Below are 18,683 nucleotides of genomic sequence, written 5' to 3'. Positions count from 1 at the left end.
TTGTTTTTAATTAAAAACAATACAAGAACAACTATATTAATACTTGATTAAATGACAAATTAACTATTTTAAAGGTTCACATACTCTCTTTAACCATTCCTTATCTTTTATGCCATTTTCTATATTTTTATAAACAAATTGGTGATAGCTATTTATCCATTTAACTTCATCTTCAGTAAGCATTTGTATATCTATTAGCTTTTTATCATAAGGAACAGAGGTCAATTGTTTAAAGCTTAAAAAGACGTTTTCTCGCCTTTCAATATACATCAGATTCTCAATTCTTATTCCATACTTTCCTGGAATATAATAACCAGGCTCGTTAGAAAGTATCATGCCTGGAATGAGTTCCACTTTATTTCCTCTTGATATTGTTTGCGGTCCTTCGTGTACCGAAAGGTAACTTCCTACTCCATGTCCTGTACCGTGCATGTAATCCATTCCAAATTTCCATAAATGTATACGCGCTAATATGTCCAATTCTCCACCAGTAGTGCCAGAAGGAAAGACCGCACTTGCTATCGCAATGTGAGCTTTTAATACTATTGTGTAGTGAGCTCGTTGCTCATTGGTTGGACTACCAATTGCTATAGTTCTTGTAACATCGGTTGTGCCATCAAGGTACTGACCACCAGAGTCAATTAAATACAGCCCATCTTCTTGAATGACTTTATTTGTCTTATTGCTTGCACGGTAATGAATGATTGCTCCATTCTCGTTGAATGCTGAAATTGTTGGAAAACTCGGTTGCTTAAACAAATTCTGCTCTTTTCTGTATTCTAAAACTTTTTCTTCAGCTTCAAGCTCAGTAATTTCACTGTCAATATTGTTTTCAAGCCAATATAGAAAATTTATAACTGCTACTCCATCTTTGATGTGCGCACTTATAGCTCCAGTTATTTCAGTTTGATTTTTTACTGCTTTGTGAATCAAACAAGGATCCTCCTTCTCAATTATCTGCTTATTTTCTATTAGACCTCTTTCATTACTTATTGTCATCCCAGTTCTTGACACTGGGATCCATGCTTTTTTATTTCTGGTCAAGCACTGGAATGACACCGAAGCTGATTTTTCATTTAAATAATGGTTATACAAGGGATCTATTGCATTCATAATGCTCATTGGAGTCGTGCTTGGATCTATCACCACCAAATTTAACTTATGTAGTGAATTTTCTAGCTCACTAATATCAAAAACATTTATATGGTTATCAAAATTTGCTTCTATAGTTGAATGTTCTTTATCTTGAATAAATAAATCAACATTGGCATTTTTATACAATATAGCACGACCCAATATACAAGGAGTATATTCAGAACTTTCATTTCTTAAATTTAATAACCACGAAATTGAATTTGGATCAGTCAGAAGCACTGCTTCAGCCTCTATGTTTTTAGCTACTCTTTCACATTTATCCTTACCACTCTCACCAGATACATGTGAGACTATTGTTTGTGCTTTATGACTACTATCTTTTTTAATTAAGTATGGTACTAGTTTACAAATGCCTTCATATTTTCTTATGTCCTTCATAGTAAAATATTGCGGATAGTAACCCAGTGAGGTAGTCAATGTTAAGTTTGCTTTTACCCATTTGTGTGGATCCTCTTCTTGTATATTATATACTCGAAAACTGCCCTGATCGAGCTGACTGCGAGCTTGTGTGATATAGCGTCCATCTGTAAAAAATGGGCACTTATTACTCTTTGTAACGATAAGTAGCCCATTTGTTCCCGTGAAGCCACATAACTCTGCTAACTCTTTTGAATATTCATTTAAATACTCGTCTTTAGTATTCAACATAAATGTATCAACATTTATTTCGTGCATAAAAGAGCGAAATTCTTCGATTTTTGACATGTTACGCAGAATTAGCAGCTATTTTCGTTTTCTTATTCCTAAGGTACACTAATATGCTAACTATCGCTGCTGGAGTGATACCTTGTATTTGCTTCGCAATACCAATTGTTGCTGGCTTTATTGACTGCAACTTTTCTATCACTTCAGTTGACAAGCCTTTAATCTGTGAGTAGTTGAAATTAGTTGGAATTTGAGTATTAACTTCCTCTTGTAGAAACTTCATATCTGCTTCTTGTCTTACTAAATAAGGCTTGTATTTTGCTTCAATTGCAACTGCTTCATATATTTCATTCTTGGCTATGCTATCAGTTATAGTGTTATTCCAGCACATGACGCTGGAATCTACATTTTTTTCAGTGTCAACTGCATCCATTCCATCATCATTCAAGTACTGGATCCCAGTGTCAGCTACTTGGATGACAGGAAGAGGTGCTTTGGCGTTATGCAAGTAGCTGACACTGGAACCCATGTTTAACTCTGGCCATATTTCTCGTAATTTATTCCAGTCAATATTTGGATAACCGAGCAAATCTAATGCTGTTTTTCTTATTCCATCATAAGATATTTTAATGCCATAGGACCTGAGCTGCTCAGGAGTAATTGTTAGGCTCTCTAATTTCTCCTCAAGTTGCTTAATGGATTTAAGTTTACCCTGCAAAACAGAGTATCTCTCATGCGACACAAGAGAGATGTCATAACCTTTTTGTGTCAATCTTCTATCTGCATTATCTGACCTGATTGCCAGTCTATATTCTGCACGCGAGGTAAATAATCTGTAAGGCTCGGTAATTCCCTTAGTGACCAAGTCGTCTATCATTACACCGATATATGAGTCTGTACGATGAAGAACAAAACTTTTTTGAGATAAAGAGAGTGCTGCATTGATTCCGGCAATAATTCCCTGCCCAGCTGCTTCTTCATATCCAGTGGTACCATTAATTTGACCAGCAAAATATAGTCCTTTAACTTTCTTAGTTTCGAGAGTATGAAATAGCTCTCGTGGATCGATATAATCGTATTCAACTGCATATCCAGGTCTTAATATTTCTGCATTTTCAAGCCCTTTTATACTCTTTATCATTTCATACTGCACTTCGATGGGCAATGAATTTGAAATTCCATTTGGATATATAGTGTTATCATCAATCCCTTCTGGTTCTAGAAATATTTGGTGATTATTTTTTTCTGCAAATTTTTTAACTTTAGTTTCAATTGATGGGCAGTATCTTGGTGCAATAACGTTATCTAAATATGAAGAAGCTGATCTGTGAAGATTCTCTCGAATTACTCTGTGTGTATGTTCATTAGTATGAGTAATAAAACATGAAACCTGAGGCTGGTTAATTTTCTCTGTAAGATAAGAAAATGGTGTAGGTGGATTGTCACCCACTTGTTCTTGTAATACCGACCAGTTTATAGTGCCACGATCAAGCCTCGGTGGAGTTCCGGTACGTAACCTGCCCAGTTTAAAATCATACTTCTTTAGCGTGTTTGCGAGCTCTATTGCAGGTTTATCTCCTATTCTTCCAGAAGGAGTTGTTTGCTCTCCTATATGAATCACACCACGTAAAAAAGTCCCTGTAGTCAAAACAACTCTGCTTGTCAGTATACGTTCACCTGAGTCTGTTATTACAGCTTTTATATAAGATTCTCCATTGCTATCACTTTCGATAAGAAAATCGTCAACTGACTCTTCTTTTACTGTCAAGTTGTTATAATTTAGAATAATTTCCTGTATTGCTTTTTTGTATAATTTTCGGTCTGCTTGTGCACGTGGGCCCCATACTGCTGCGCCTCTGCTGCCATTTAAAACGACCGAGTGTATGCTTGCTCGGTCGATAGCTCTCCCCATTATTCCATCAAGGGCGTCTACTTCTCTAACTACAACACCCTTTGCAACTCCTCCAATTGCTGGATTACAAGACATCTCTCCTATAGTTGAAATTTTGTGAGTTATAAGTAGCGTGCTTGCACCAAGACGTGCTGCAGCTGTAGCTGCTTCACACCCGGCATGACCGCCACCTACTACCACTACGTCGTACTTATGCATCTTCTTGAGTAATTCCTAATCTATAATATTCCAACTATCAGTGATTGATGTCAAATTTTACAGATTCCAGTGTTACAAACTAACTTAGCTCAAATTATCGTCTCTTTTACAGAAGAAACTTTTTCAACTGTAGGAGAGGTAATACGCTCATCCACTTCTTCTTCCTGAGATATTCTAACAAATGTAGAATCTGTAATCGAAGTTGCACTTGCTGCAAATGTAATTGCTGCTTCATCTGCACAATGCACTAAAGATGTGGCTACATAAACCCCCATAATTGTTGCTATTAGCCCTGTTATTGCACTTACTAAGATAATCACTGTTACTACTGGGTTAGGAAGAACAGCAATCACACTTGCATTAAGCACTGCCCCAATCATAGTACTTATAGGTATAGCCATACCCAAAAAAATTGCTATTTTTCCATGATCTTCCTCAATAGGATCTCTTTTGCAAAACTTATATAGCAAACATCCTACGTGCAAAACCGCAATCAATGCTAGAGCCATAGAACCAGCAATTGCACCTATGGCTAAAGGTGATGAAGTGTCAAAACTCAACCACCAAGCTAATATTCCTAGTGCTGACACTATACTATAAGCTAACAAACAAATATACATACAATCCCTCTCACTAATTAATAGGCATCATTTTTACTCTAAATTGCAAACTTCCCCTCCACCATCTAAATACTAGAGCAACAAGGAATGCTAACGGCCGTGCAAAAATATCTAATGTTTATATTTATGTAAAGTGAAAATTTTGAGTGGGGCGAGCGACCAGGATTGAACTGGCGACATTCAGTACCACAAACTGACGCTCTACCAACTGAGCTACGCCCGCCAAGATATAAAATTTTTAACATACGAGCACAAATAGTCAATTAATTATTTAAGTTACCTCCTTTTGCAGAGGGTTTTAAATATTTTCATTCATGCTTTTATCATTATACTCAATCGTATTGACACCATGATATGTTTAAAAGTATTTTCACATTTAGTTTTTTTACAGCTATTTCAAGAATCTCAGGGCTAATAAGAGATGTATTGATTGCTACGGTTATTGGTGCAACCTCTCTTGCAGATATATTCTTTTCCTCGTTTCGCTTTGCTAATTTATTTCGATCGTTTTTTGCAGAGGGGGCATTTACTACCTCATTCATACCATTATACTCTGCAGAGTCATATGATAATAAAAAGGCATTTAATTTCGCAAGTAGTGTAATATCCATTACGTTTATTATTCTAGTAATTTTTTGCCTTATCACACAAACCTTCTTCCCTTACATGATCAAAATCTTCACTCCTGGATTTGACCAAAATAAATTTACCTTTACTGTAACTTTGTCGAAAATTATGATGCCCTACATAATCTTCGTGTCAATCGCATCACTTATTGGTGGAATGTTGCAAGTAAAACAGCATTTTGCTTCAACAGCTATTTCACCAATCATTTTGAACCTCTGTTTAATCATCAGTTTGTTTTTACCTTACATTGAAACACCGGCTCATAACCTTTCTATAGCCGTCCTGATTGGAGGGATTTTGCAGCTACTTTTAATAATATTTAGTGCATACAAATTAAAGGCTTTCTTTTCTTTTAGTTTAGAATTAAGTAACGAAGTGAAGTTGTTTTTCAAGCGTGTAATACCTGCAATTATCAACAATTGTGTAATACAAATAAGTGTATGGATTGACACAATCATGGCGAGTTTTATACCAAATGCAGTTTCTTATATATATTATGCCGATAGACTAAATCAACTACCGCAAGGAGTAATTGGCACTGCAATTGGTACAGTACTTCTTCCTATGATTTCAAAACGAATAAATGATACTGAGAATATAGTCAAAATACAGAACAAGGCCCTTAATATAGGGTTAATATTAATTATGCCAATAACTGCTGCTTTTATCATTATTCCTGACATGATTTTACTTACGCTTTTTTCTTACGGCCGATTTGATTATTATGCAGTGCAGCAAACTGTTCCTACATTAGTAGCATTTTCTCTTTCTTTACCCGCATTTATTATAAATAAAGTATTGCTACCCACATTCTTTGCTAGGGGAAAGCTAAAAATACCAACTATGTTCTCATTAACGTGCCTTGGAATTAACGTAATACTAAATCTCCTATTAATGAACAAATACCAACATATAGGAATTGCTATTGCTACTTCCATTTCCACTTGGATAAATTCTATTTTATTGATTAATTATTTAACAATAAATAAGATGTATAAGCTTAGCCAAGCATTATTACTAAATATTGTAAAAATTCTCACTGCAACATTGGTTATGTCAATAGTTCTTTATCTCTCTAATTACTTATCAGCAGGGTTGTTTTTCGATAGAGGGCTAGCTCGTATTGTTTATTTAGTAACTTTAATAGCTTTGAGTGTTATTATTTATTCTAGCACTCTTTACCTGATTTTTAGAGGAAATTTGAATAATTTGAAATATGTGTAAATTACACCCTTTGTATTGCTATATGTCATTTCAGCTACTATTCCAATATCCACTTCTTTCATCCCATAACCTATTCCTGTCATCCCAGTGTCAAGCACTGGGATCCAGAAATTTTGTTGATTATATAATCTGGAAAACCTTATTTAAGTCACACTGGATCACAGTGTCACACACACAACTGTATAAGTGTTGTGGTTTGAGAGCAATTTCCACTGGGAACCCAGTGCTCATCAGACCAGCTTCTCATGTAAAAATGCTGTGCTTTAACATAAGAATAGCTACTTTTTTGCTAATTAACTTAATGTCTAATCAAATTTCCTGGATCCCAAACTGGGATGACAAGAAGAGAAGGGATGCTGGAATGAGAGGTCTATTATGAAACTTTCTTTATACGCCATATTATCAATCTCGTTGCTATTAATTCTCATGCACGTTGCTGCAACTTTTAAGGATTGGAGTGGCTACAGAGAATATATCGTAAAAGAGTTAGAGAAGACGTATGATGCTAAAGTACATGTTGGAGGAAAAATTGAAGTTTCGCTCATTACTCCAAAACTTACTATTCACAATGTATATGTACAATACAACAAAAACAAGGAGCAAAAATTATCAGATTTAATTAGTGCAAAAAAAATTGAAATAAGGCCATCGTTGTTTTCATTTTCATTGCAACCAAAGTCAATCTCATTTTTGGGCATGAAAAGCAACAAAGAAAATTTACTTAATATTATAAATACGAAAGCCAATGATAATATAGTTGATATATTAATAAAGGACAGCCAAATAAGTTTTAACGCCGATACTATTAATATCAAGGAAGTTGCTATAAAAAAAAATAAGCAGTTTTTTGGTGAAGTACAGATTGGTGACAACAATTACGATTTTTCTGGAAAGGTTAATGTCACAAAAAATAATGTACACATTAGTGTTGATTCAAATTTTGCAAATTTGCTATTTAAAGGTAATAGAAATCAAGAAGAGCTCAAGGGCAATTTAGTATTGACGATTAATAATAATTCTGATTCTATGAGCGGCTTGGCAAAAATCATTAATCTTAGCTTCCTTTCTTATGTGATTCCCAGCGAAAATATTGAGATATCATCCAATATCAATCTCAATGAAAGCGAGTTTACGGCAACTGATTTAAAAATTGAGTCCAAAAGCATGCAAGGCACTGGTATAATACAAAATGATAGAAAAAGTGATCATACTAATATCAATATTAGTTTTAGTAAAGTCGACCTCAAAAACGGCTCACACAAAACAACAGATATGAAGGGTCTTTTAGAATCTTTTAGAGAGGTTGTGCCAAAGAACCTGAGCTTGGATTTTAATATGGAAGCTTCAAATATTCAATATCAAAACAGGATATTGGACAAATTTCATGCTACGCTAAAATTTGCTAATGGCGAAATAAACGTTGATACTCTTCTTCAGTTTCCTGGAACCAATAATATATCTCGCTTATCAGGAAAAGTTTCAAACAATGGCAACTTGTCTGAATTTAATGGTGATATATTGATAAAGGGTGAGTCGTTCATTTCACATATTTTACCTTCTATCAAGATGCAAGAAAGAGAGAAAAGTCAATTTACAGCAAGTTCTAAACTATATTTAGCACCTAGAATATTATCTCTTTCAGATATCAGATTGCTAAATAACAAAGAATCTTGGCAAGGATCAATTAAGGTAAATCACACAAAAAAACACAATATGATCGATAGTAAATTTAGCATACATAACATTAATATAGATAAATATGATTATTCATTATTCAGCAAAGTGCAATGGCTGAAAAATATTAAATATGATGTAAATATAAGAACTAGTGTTAAAGATTCTATATTCAATGGTACAAAAATTGAAGATTTGGATTTTTCATTAAAAATACAAGAGAACAAGCTAGTTGCAGATAAAATAAAGTTATTCGGAGAAAATTTCGACATTACCGGTAGTGTAAAAATATTAGTGGATCAAAAATACACTAAGCCTTTATTAGACGTAAACCTTACAGGTAATAAATTTAATGGAAATATCTTTAAATTACCAAAACTATTAGAGGTAAAAAGAAACTCAAGAAATGAAATAAATCAAATTCAATGGTCAACAAAGCAGCTTAATTTTTTAGATGAGAAAGGAGATTTTGATGCAAACGTGCAAATCAAAACTACAGAATTTAAAATTGGGCAAAACGTCTTAAAAGATTTTAACTTGGATACAGTGATAAGAAACAGCACTATCACTATCAAAAAGATAAGTTACATACTAGAACATGGACAAATGTTTTTTCAGGGTTATCTAAAAGCAGGCTCAATTCACATAAAATTTTCTATTGCAAATTTGGACACCAAGGAAGTTATAGGAGTTAATAACATAAATGGCAAGATAAGCTTAAGTGGTGAAATCAAAACTCAAGGGACAAGCTTTGATGATTGGGCTAGTAACTTATCAGGAAATGTAAACTTTCAAGCACAGAAAATAGAGTTTACAAATGTGGATTTTAATTCATTCATCACTAAGTTGTTAAGCAGTAAGAATAAACCTGAAATTTCCAAGCTTGCTTACGTTGATATATATAATGGCAGTACGCTTTTTGAAAATATTAATGGAAAAGTAAGTATTAACAGTGGTGTATGTTCAACTAGTTCACAGTTTAGTATCGATCAAGCATCAGGTTCTATCTCTTCTAATTTAATCTTATCTAAGTTCTCCTTAACTTCTATATTCAGACTCTTTTTCATACTACCAAATCATAATAGTCCTCTTTATATCGAGGCACACTTAGATGGCCCTATTTGGTGCCCTAAGATGAGTTTTGATGTAGACCAAATTTACAACACCTTAGTTAGCAAGAAAAATAGTTAACTCATTTAGCTACATGATTTAGGGTATCCGTTCAGCAGGGTGGCAAAATAAGATAGACAAAAACGTAGCAACAAATGGTCAGTGCCTGACACTGGCTTTTTCACAAAAAACGTTGTAGAGCGCTTTCGTCAAACTGGATCCCAGTGTCAGCTACTTTCATGACAAGAAAAAAAGGACTGATTTCACATGAATCTGAACAGATACGATTTAGGAGATAGTAAACTTCATCTACCCTCTAATAATAAGACTTACTAGTTACTTGTAACTCTTCAATGCTTATATCGATGCAGCTTGTACTTGGAGTCTCCATATCTCCAAGCAATAACTTTGTTATCTCTGTGTGGCCTTTGAGAACAGATAAATGTAAAACAGTCTTGCTAGAATTATCTGCTATATTAATATTTGCTCCGTTTTTAAGCAATAATTTTACCACATTCTCATGGCCTCCCTGAACAGCTAAATATAAAGGAGTAGCACCGAAATGATTTCTTACATCAATATCTGCTCCGTTTTTAAGCAATAATTCCACCTCCTCTTTACAATTTATGGAAGCAGCATAATGTAAAGGAGTAAAACCATAATTATCCAATGCATTAACATTTGCTCCGTTTTTAAGCAATAATTTCACTTGCTCTAAGCGATTTCCGCAAGCAGCATAATGTAAAGGGACAAGACCTTCATTATCTGTTGGATTAGTATCTTGTTTGGCTCTCAACGATAATTCCATATGAGGAAGAGTCAATCGAGAATTACTTACTGAATTTTCTTGTTCTTGATACATAAAATACCTCTAATTTCTTACAGCTTAGTATAAATATCTATACTATATAAACATCAATTCAACTTATCACCACCGGGTAACGGTTGCAAGCCAAAAGCTTCTCTTTTTTCATTGAGCGTCATGAAGCTTGCGTTTTGCACGTATTTCCACATCTTTTGTCTTTTCTCCATTAGAATTTCTATCGCGTCTTTATCATATGACAAACATAAATCTTTGCCAAACTTGGGCACTAGCCAAGAATTCAGGTGACAGATAATATTTTCTAGCGTTGGTAAAATCGTCTGTTCCCAAAGGGAAAGACGTGCTTCAACTAAATTACTGTAAGTGTTATCACCCGGTATGCCAAGCAACTGCGGCGGAACGCCAAAAGCTAGCGCAATATCACGAGCTGAGCTATGTTTTGACTCAATAAAATCCATATCCCTCGGTGATAAGCTCATTTCCTTCCACTCTAAACCTCCTTCAAGTAATATCGGTCTTCCAGCGTTGACAGGACCTGAGTAATGATCATTTATCTGCGCTTTTAAGCGTTGGTACTGCTCTTGACTTAAGTTTCCAACGCTTCCATCCTTTTCTGATTTCACAACTATTGCACCACTTGGTCTTGCTCCATTTTGCAGCATTGCCTGATTCCAAGCACCAGCCTGATTATGCTGATCTATACTATATGCAGCTGCCTCAATTGGTGAAAGTCCATACCAATCATTCAAAGGGTTAAAGGTTTTAAGATGCAGTACTGTTGAACGCCCAGTCAATTTATCAACTTTAAAGTCATAACTGTTGTTATTTACGGTATAACGATAGGCATAAGGAACGTTACTTCTCCCCGGAACAATTTCAACTCTATCAGGGCGCAGAAGATAAAGCTCTGTTGGTTTGTTCTGCAGCTCAATCATCAATATATAAGAATTGCCGTTAACTAACCGATAAGTTACAATCCCCTCAATAAATTCTGATTTTGATGTCATTGGATTAGGAGAATAAAGTAACTTCAGTAACGGATGTGCTTTTAGTTGTGATTTTCCCTGGTCAGTAAGCTGGCAGAGAATAAAAGGTACCGAAGATGCAGCACTTGCGATCATATTAATTGCTCGAAAGGCAATAACATTTTTTATGTAACCTTCCTCAGCAAAACTTACATAATCACGCCTACTCCAACTTGGTTCCATCATTAGTTGCAAAGCAGAGTATTCACTGCTTTTCTTTCTTTGAAAAATGTTAAAATTCATATGTGCCTCCTGAAAAATTAAATTTGTTAAAAGATTAAAATTATAGTTGAATTATATCAATTGGTGTTACAAGAATGATATCATCTGAGTAGCTGACACTAGTTCGTTTGCGATAGTGCCATTCAAGTAGCCCATATTTGTCATCCAAGTAGCTTGACACTAGGATCCATCTTTTTATACAATTTAGTCAAATACGTTCCTTTTAGCGTAAAGCAACTATGCTCACCAGTTCAGTGTGCTATCTACAATTAAATTTCTGGATTCCAGTGTCAAGCGCTGGAATGACATTGATAGACCTAAAGAAATAGAACATGACAGAATGGCTAATCTCTAACCAATTTACTGATTATAACCATGCTATAAAATTCATGGAAGCAAAAATTCAACAAATTTACAATAATTTGTCTGATGAGCTAGTATGGCTGCTCCAGCACCCTCCACTTTACACAGCAGGAATCGGTGCAACAGATGATGACATTATTGAAAAATTATTTCCTATATATAAAACAGGTAGGGGTGGTAAATATACATATCACGGACCAGGGCAGCGCATTATATATTTAATGCTAAATCTTAAAAAAAGAAACAAATGTGACATAAAACTATATATCAGAGACCTAAGTAATTGGATCATAAATGTTTTAAAACACTTTAATATACTTGGGGAATTTAAGGAAGATAGAATAGGCATTTGGGTGAACAACAACGGAGTAGAAGAAAAAATAGCAGCTTTTGGCATTCGCTTGAGAAAATGGGTAACTTATCACGGCATAGCGCTTAATGTCTCTCCAAACCTTTCCCACTATGAGGGTATTATTCCTTGTGGACTAAAAGATTACGGCGTTACATCAATGGAAAAACTAGGAGTAAAAGTTTCTCTTTGCGAATTAGATGATATATTAAAGCAAGAGTTTCATAAGATATTTTAATGTATTCCTTTATTCTTTATTTTCTATGCCTTTTACTCACTAATCCTGCAAATCAAGTTGATATTATTGCTCCTTCTTCGAAGGGAAAAGAATCGGATCTGCCCACTATAAAAGAATCCGTAAAAACTTTGGGTTTTAATCCTCACATTTCGGAGAAAATATACAGTAATGACAACCCATTTTATTCTAACTCTGATGAGTTTAGAGCGAATGATTTGGTTAATGCGCTCACTGATGATAGCAAAATAATTTGGTGTATCAGAGGAGGAGAAGGGGCTTCTCGGCTAATTCCCTATCTAGAAAAGTTACCCAATGATAAAAAAGAAAGAATTGCTCAAAACAAAAAAATTCTTATAGGCTATAGTGATATCACTGCTTTACATATTTATCTGCAAGTTAAATATGACTGGCAAACTCTTCACGGTACCATGTTGGAAATGATAGTAAATAACTCTGTTGCTGAAACCTCTGTTGAAAAATTAAAAGAGTTAATTCTTAAGCAACGCAACTCTATCAGATTTGATAACCTAAAAATGATCGACAATGGCATTAGACTAAAAAATGGCAAATTAGAGTCTAAAATCATCGGTGGTAATATGACTTTGGTTGAAAATAGCATAGGAACTGCTTGGCAAATAAACGCAAAAAACAAAATTCTATTTTTAGAAGACATAAAAGTTTATCCATATTCAATTGAGCGAAGTCTAGATCACCTAAAACAAGCTCATATTTTTGATGGAGTAGATGCAGTAATATTCGGTGACTTTGTTAACTGTTATAATGATAATCTTGTTGAAATTGTAAAAGAAAGGTTTGCAAAAAGTGTTAACTTTCCAGTATTTACAATAAAAGGGGTAGGACATGGACATAGAAATGACCCTTTACCTCTCAACACTCACACTATCATCAGCATGCAAGACGAGAAAGAGTTTATGGATGTGCAACAGTTATACAAGTAGCTTTATCTCACACTCCTTTCATTCCAGCACCTTCGTTGTCATCCTAGTATCCCCCCTTGTCATCCCAGTTCCTAGACACTGGGATCCAGATCAAGTACGGCTATTATCCAAATAACCCTTCGTTGTTATTCAAGCAGCCCCTTCATTGTCATCCCAGTACTGGGATCCAGGAACCTGCGTCACGCGCTCTAATATGAAGAAATGCTAGTAACTCTCTGCTGTTCATTTATTGAGTTGACAATTGGTTTTTCTGCTCCATCAACTTTAGTACTAGGCTTTAGTAATTCATATGTAGCACAACCAACTACCAGTGCTGCTGCTGTAACTGCAACCACTGCTATAACGATAGGTATCAACTGAGCTGTAATTGTTCCAGTTGTAAAAAGTGCCACTGCTATAGCAGTGCCTAATAATGTATTCACTCCACCAGCAATCATTGCCTTATTACGTGCTTTCACAAAAGAACCTCCTCTTGCGTCTAATAGAGCTTTTACTACGTCTTGATTCTTAGCATAACCTTCAGCATAATCTAAAGGAGTCTTTCCATATCGATCTACTGCGTTAACATTTGCTCCTTTTTCTAGTAAAAGGTTTACTATATCTACGTGACCATTCCCAGCAGCGAAATGTAAAGGAGTCCACCCTTCAATACCTACTGCATTAACATTTGCTTCTGCTTTGAGTAAAACCTCTACTACACTTGCGTGACCATTCCTAGCAGCGAAATGCAAAGGAGTCGCATCACGCCAACCTTTCTCATTAACATTTGCTCCTTTTTCGAGTAAAACCTTTACTACATCTACGTAACCATTCTTAGCAGCTAAATGCAAAACAGTCCACCCTTCAATATCTACTGCATTAACATTTGCTTCTTCTTCTTTGAGTAAAACCTTTACTACATCTACGTAACCATTCTTAGCAGCTAAATGTAAAGGAGTCCTCCTTTCACTATTTACTGCATTAACATTTGCTTCTTCTTCTTTGAGTAAAACCTCTACTATATTTGCTCGACCATGAAGAGCAGCGAAATGTAAAGGAGTCCACCCTTCAATATCTACTGCATTAACATTTGCTTCTGCTTTGAGTAAAACCTCTACTACACTTGCGTGACCATTCCTAGCAGCGAAATGCAAAGGAGTCGCATCACGCCAACCTTTCTCATCAACATTTGCTCCTTTTGCTAGTAAAACCTCTACTACACTTGCGTGACCATTCCTAGCAGCTATCATTAATAACGTCAATTTTTCATATGCGGGAATATAAGATACATAATTTACATCAAATTTACCTTTCTTCCACTCTTGATATAGACCTTGATCCTGTTTTTCTAGTTCTGTTTTTATTTTCTCAATTATATTATTGAGATTTAAATCTTTCTCAGCCTCAATCGTCTTTAGTACTTTTTCCAGTGACTCATATCTTCCTGTCATAATTCTACCTTCAATATTAAACAATATGTTTAATTATTACATAATTATGATGAAAAGTCAACTCAAATAAGCTAATAACCGGGATTGTGAATAGTAAATTAGATTCAAATAGCCTCTTTGGTGTCATCCGAGTAGCTTGACACTGGAATCTAACTAAGTTGGTAAACACGAAAGCGCTTTTTTTGACGGAATTGCACAAAAAAACTGGATGCCAGTGTCAGCTACTTGCATGACATCATCTTTTTTATCAGGTGCATATGAAACCAGTGCTTTCTTGTCATCCCAGTACTCCTTATTCTTGTCATTCGAGTAACCCCTTCAGTGTCATCCAAGTAGCTGACACTGGGATCCAGAACAGGTAATAAGAAGCACTGAAATGACATCTCTATAGAACTCCTAACCAATCAAAAATATTAAGAAATTTACCAAGCAAAAAAAAGGCAAAAGAATCCCCCAGTAGTGAGTTTTAACCCTATAATAATGTAAATCGGCATTGTAATAATGTGCTAACGCTTATTTAAAGCGCGTTTTGGCTGAATGTAGAAAAAATAAAAAAGACATGCAGCCGCTATAATTTTATGTAATCTGCCAATATATACCTGAGTTTTTTACTGAATTTTGTTGTTAAATCTGCAGAGATTAAAAACAAGGATAAACACTCTTATTGTCATGATAAGAAGATTGATGAGGTTTGTCAAGTTGACTCTATTGCATATCCTTATAAGTAAATTAATGTTATCCTTAACTATTGCTAATCTAAAATTTTTTATGTTCATACACTTACGTGTTCATAGCGTTTATTCTCTGCTTGAGAGTTCGGTTAAAATTGAGGAGCTGATTGGTCTTTGTTTGCAGAACAAAATGCCGGCAGTTGCAGTTACTGATTCAGGCAACTTATTTGGCTCACTTGAATTTGCAGAATATGCAGCAAATAAGGGAATACAGCTAATAGTAGGATGCAATATTATAGTTAAACATTCAGAACAAAATTTACCAATATTGCTACTTGCAAAAAATGAACAAGGCTACACTAATTTAGTCACCTTGGTGAGTGAGTCTTTTAAAAAGCGCAAAAATAGCAGCGATATTCCCTACGTTGATTTTGATGAGCTATTAAGTTTTAATACAGGTCTAATCGCCTTAACTGGTGGATGTTTGGCTCAACTGTTATTGGAGCAAGACAAAGAAACGGTTGAAAAACTGCTTTCAGCATTCGATGGTCATTTATATGTTGAATTGCAGCGTCATGGGCTGAATAAAGAGCTAGAGCTTGAAGAAGCTTTAATAGATTTTGCTTATCAGCGCAATATACCACTAGTGGCAACGAATGATGTGTTTTTTTCAAATAGATCTGATTATGAAGCTTATGATATATTAACGTGCATATCGGAGGGCAGTTATGCCCTGGAGAATAACAGAAAGAAGTTAACTACCGAGCATTACTTCAAATCTTTGGAAGAAATGGAGGAACTGTTCAGCGACATTCCCGAAGCAATTTATAACACTTTAGTGATAGCTAAGCGGTGCTCTTACATGCCAAGAAGCAGGCAGCCTATCTTGCCTAAATTTCCTTGTCGAGAAAATAAAACTGAGAATGAAGAACTGAGGGAGCAGGCAGTTGCAGGATTAGAATTCCGCATTGCAAATGAAACAGACATAAACCTTAAACAATACTACGATCGGCTGAATTACGAACTAAGCGTAATAACTTCGATGAACTACGCTGGCTACTTTTTGATAGTTTCTGATTTTATTCGTTGGAGCAAAGCAAATGGCATTCCAGTTGGACCGGGAAGAGGTTCTGGTGCTGGATCAATTGTTGCTTGGAGCTTGCAGATTACAGATCTTGATCCAATAAAATTTGGTCTGATCTTTGAAAGATTTTTAAACCCTGATCGTATATCAATGCCTGACTTTGATATCGATTTCTGCCAAGAGAAAAGGGACCTGGTTATTGATTATGTTCAGAAAAAGTACGGTTATGTTGCTCAAATAATCACTTTTGGAAAATTGCAAGCAAGGGCAGTATTGCGTGATGTTGGTAGAGTATTGCAAATGCCTTACTCTCAAGTGGATAAAATATCTAAAATGGTTCCATTTAATCCAGTAAATCCTGTAACTTTATCGCAAGCGATAGAGTTTGATCAAAATCTTCAGAAAGAAAGGGATAGTGATGAAGTAATTGCCAAACTTCTTGATATATCTCTAAAGCTCGAAGGAATATATCGTCACGTTTCAACTCATGCTGCTGGAATTGTAATATGCGATCAAAAATTAGAAAATTTTGTTCCCGTCTATTATGATCCAAATTCGGCTCTGCCAATCACTCAATACAGCATGAAATATGTAGAGAAAGCTGGGTTAATAAAATTTGATTTTCTTGGACTTGGTACGCTAACACTAATAGATCATGTATGTCGTTTAATTAATCGTGATAAAAAAAAATTTGATATTTCCTCAGTTTCTTTGATTGATCAAAGAACCTATGAAATGCTCTCAAGAGGTGATTCAATCGGAGTGTTTCAGCTTGAAAGTTCGGGAATGAGAGAAGCTTTAATAAAACTAAAGCCAGACTGCATTGAAGATATCATCGCTTTAATTTCTCTTTATCGCCCAGGGCCTATGGATAACATTCCAACTTATGTTGCAAGAAAGCATGGACTTGAAAAGCCAGATTACATTCATCCATTGCTTGAGGAGGTGTTAAAAGAAACATTCGGAGTAATAATCTACCAAGAACAGGTAATGGAAATAGCGCGTATTCTCTCTGGATATAGCTTAGCAGAGGCGGATTTACTCAGACGTGCCATGGGTAAGAAAATTAAGGCAGAGATGGATAAACAACGTGAACTTTTTGTTCAAGGAGCAACAAAAAACGGTGTTGATTACGACAGGGCAAGTTATATTTTTGATCTTGTTGCAAAATTTGCTGGTTATGGATTTAATAAATCCCACGCTGCAGCATATGCGATTATATCTTACCAAACAGCTTACCTTAAGGCTAACTACCCGCTAGAATTTTTTACGGCCTTGATGAATCTCAACATTGATGATAGAGACAAACTGAATTTGTTTTATCATGCTGCAAAATTCAGTGGAGTTGCTGTTCTTTCGCCTGATATCAGCAAATCTAAGGCTGAATTTTCAATAGAGGGTGAGCACATACGCTACGGAATTGCTGCTTTGCGTAATGTTGGTTTTGCTATAGCAGAAGGAATAGTAAATGCACGCTCAAGTTCTTATAAGGACATATGGGAATTCATTCAAAATTTGGGGCATATAATAAATAAAAGGGCATTAGAAAGTTTAATTAAATCTGGAACATTCGATAGTGTGCACAAAAATAGAAAGCAGTTATACGAGTCAATAGACACATTGATTTACTTTGCAAATAAAAATAGGCAGTCAAATCAAGCTGCTTTATTTGGTAATCTTGATATTCTGAAGCCAAAACTTGAGAACGTGGAAGATTTTAATGAAGAGGAAAAATTAGAGCATGAGTTATTTTCATTGGGATTTTACTTAACTAATCATCCACTTGAAAAGTTTAGAACTCTCTTGAAAAAATTAAATATTGGGTTTATCGGAGAGAGTAAAACGATAAAAACTGCTGGTGTAATATTAAATGTGCGTATGAGAACCTCAGAACGTGGAAGATTTGTTATACTAACACTTTCTGATCCCCACAATGTTTCTGAAATAGCATTCTACAATAATGAAATAATAGAAGAAAAAAGGAATCTATTTTCACCTGGAGCATTTGTGATAATTGATCTTGAAATTTCAGAAAACACAACGAGACTATCAGGAAAGGACATATCTGAATTTACAGAAAAGGTTACTTCTCTAATGAAAGGATTAGTTTTAACTGCTGTATGTTCAGACTCGCAAAAAGTTGCTGAGGAGTTGAATGCAGTGTTGAAAAATGGAGGCAAAACCAAAATAATGCTAAAGTTTCTTCTCGAAAAACATAAAGTCAGCATCTTGTTGCCAGGTACATATTCAATCACCCCCAAAGCTATTTATGAAATATCTCACTTAAGTTGGATTGAAGACGTAGAAATTAATACAAATAACTTGCTTATATAAAAAAGTTTTATATAATTAAA

11 protein-coding genes and 1 tRNA gene are annotated in these 18,683 nt (G+C 35.0%); 5 read left to right on the top strand and 7 right to left on the bottom strand.

From position 1 onward, the window contains the following. Positions 1-63: 63 nt before the first annotated feature. The 4 genes from OPR35_RS00880 to OPR35_RS00865 all read right to left on the bottom strand — a co-directional run bounded on the left by OPR35_RS00880 (position 64) and on the right by OPR35_RS00865 (position 4,753). Positions 64-1,860 carry an aminopeptidase P family protein gene (locus OPR35_RS00880; protein ID WP_264376616.1) on the bottom strand — a complete coding sequence of 599 codons (1,797 nt, stop codon included), beginning with the start codon at positions 1,858-1,860 and terminating at the stop codon, positions 64-66. Between the two features lies 1 nt (position 1,861). After that, the gene (gene mnmG, locus OPR35_RS00875; RefSeq protein ID WP_007302065.1) at positions 1,862-3,910 is read right to left on the bottom strand and encodes a tRNA uridine-5-carboxymethylaminomethyl(34) synthesis enzyme MnmG; all 2,049 of its coding nucleotides are present in this window, start codon (positions 3,908-3,910) and stop codon (positions 1,862-1,864) included. A gap of 89 nt (positions 3,911-3,999) precedes the next feature. Beyond that, the gene (locus tag OPR35_RS00870; protein ID WP_007302066.1) at positions 4,000-4,530 is read right to left on the bottom strand and encodes a hypothetical protein; all 531 of its coding nucleotides are present in this window, start codon (positions 4,528-4,530) and stop codon (positions 4,000-4,002) included. 147 nt (positions 4,531-4,677) lie between these two features. Next, positions 4,678-4,753: transfer RNA gene (locus OPR35_RS00865), tRNA-His, on the bottom strand. A gap of 131 nt (positions 4,754-4,884) precedes the next feature. Between OPR35_RS00865 and murJ the strand changes: the two genes are divergently transcribed. Next, positions 4,885-6,381 carry a murein biosynthesis integral membrane protein MurJ gene (gene murJ, locus OPR35_RS00860; protein ID WP_026097235.1) on the top strand — a complete coding sequence of 499 codons (1,497 nt, stop codon included), beginning with the start codon at positions 4,885-4,887 and terminating at the stop codon, positions 6,379-6,381. A 375-nt stretch (positions 6,382-6,756) separates the two neighbouring features. After that, complete coding sequence (locus OPR35_RS00855) at positions 6,757-9,246, top strand: AsmA family protein (protein WP_007302069.1); 2,490 nt, start codon at positions 6,757-6,759, stop codon at positions 9,244-9,246. Between the two features lie 235 nt (positions 9,247-9,481). On the opposite strand, the gene OPR35_RS00850 is transcribed toward OPR35_RS00855, so the two are convergent. Together OPR35_RS00850 and OPR35_RS00845 are read right to left on the bottom strand one after the other, a co-directional pair. After that, positions 9,482-10,027, bottom strand: coding sequence for an ankyrin repeat domain-containing protein (locus OPR35_RS00850; protein WP_007302070.1), 546 nt, complete (start codon positions 10,025-10,027; stop codon positions 9,482-9,484). Between the two features lie 53 nt (positions 10,028-10,080). Beyond that, positions 10,081-11,256 carry a phage portal protein gene (locus OPR35_RS00845; protein ID WP_007302071.1) on the bottom strand — a complete coding sequence of 392 codons (1,176 nt, stop codon included), beginning with the start codon at positions 11,254-11,256 and terminating at the stop codon, positions 10,081-10,083. Positions 11,257-11,567: 311 nt separating this feature from the next. On the opposite strand from OPR35_RS00845, the gene lipB reads away from it, so the two are divergent. After that, entirely contained in the window at positions 11,568-12,185 is a 618-nt protein-coding gene (lipB, locus tag OPR35_RS00840; RefSeq protein ID WP_052264792.1) for a lipoyl(octanoyl) transferase LipB, read from the top strand. Further along, positions 12,185-13,144 (top strand): LD-carboxypeptidase, encoded by a 960-nt coding sequence (locus tag OPR35_RS00835; RefSeq protein WP_052264793.1) that lies wholly within the window; start codon positions 12,185-12,187, stop codon positions 13,142-13,144. Before lipB ends, OPR35_RS00835 begins: the two co-directional genes overlap by 1 nt. 188 nt (positions 13,145-13,332) lie before the next feature. Here the strand turns inward: OPR35_RS00835 and OPR35_RS00830 are convergent, their stop codons facing one another. Next, positions 13,333-14,574, bottom strand: coding sequence for an ankyrin repeat domain-containing protein (locus OPR35_RS00830; RefSeq protein WP_265024880.1), 1,242 nt, complete (start codon positions 14,572-14,574; stop codon positions 13,333-13,335). Positions 14,575-15,342: 768 nt separating this feature from the next. Between OPR35_RS00830 and dnaE the strand changes: the two genes are divergently transcribed. Continuing rightward, entirely contained in the window at positions 15,343-18,663 is a 3,321-nt protein-coding gene (gene dnaE / locus OPR35_RS00825) for a DNA polymerase III subunit alpha (protein WP_265024879.1), read from the top strand. Positions 18,664-18,683: the final 20 nt, after the last annotated feature.

This window comes from Wolbachia endosymbiont (group B) of Protocalliphora azurea, from assembly GCF_947251865.1.
GTDB lineage: Bacteria > Pseudomonadota > Alphaproteobacteria > Rickettsiales > Anaplasmataceae > Wolbachia.
Note: the sequence above shows the minus strand (reverse complement) of the source record. Positions and strands in the feature narration are given on the sequence as shown.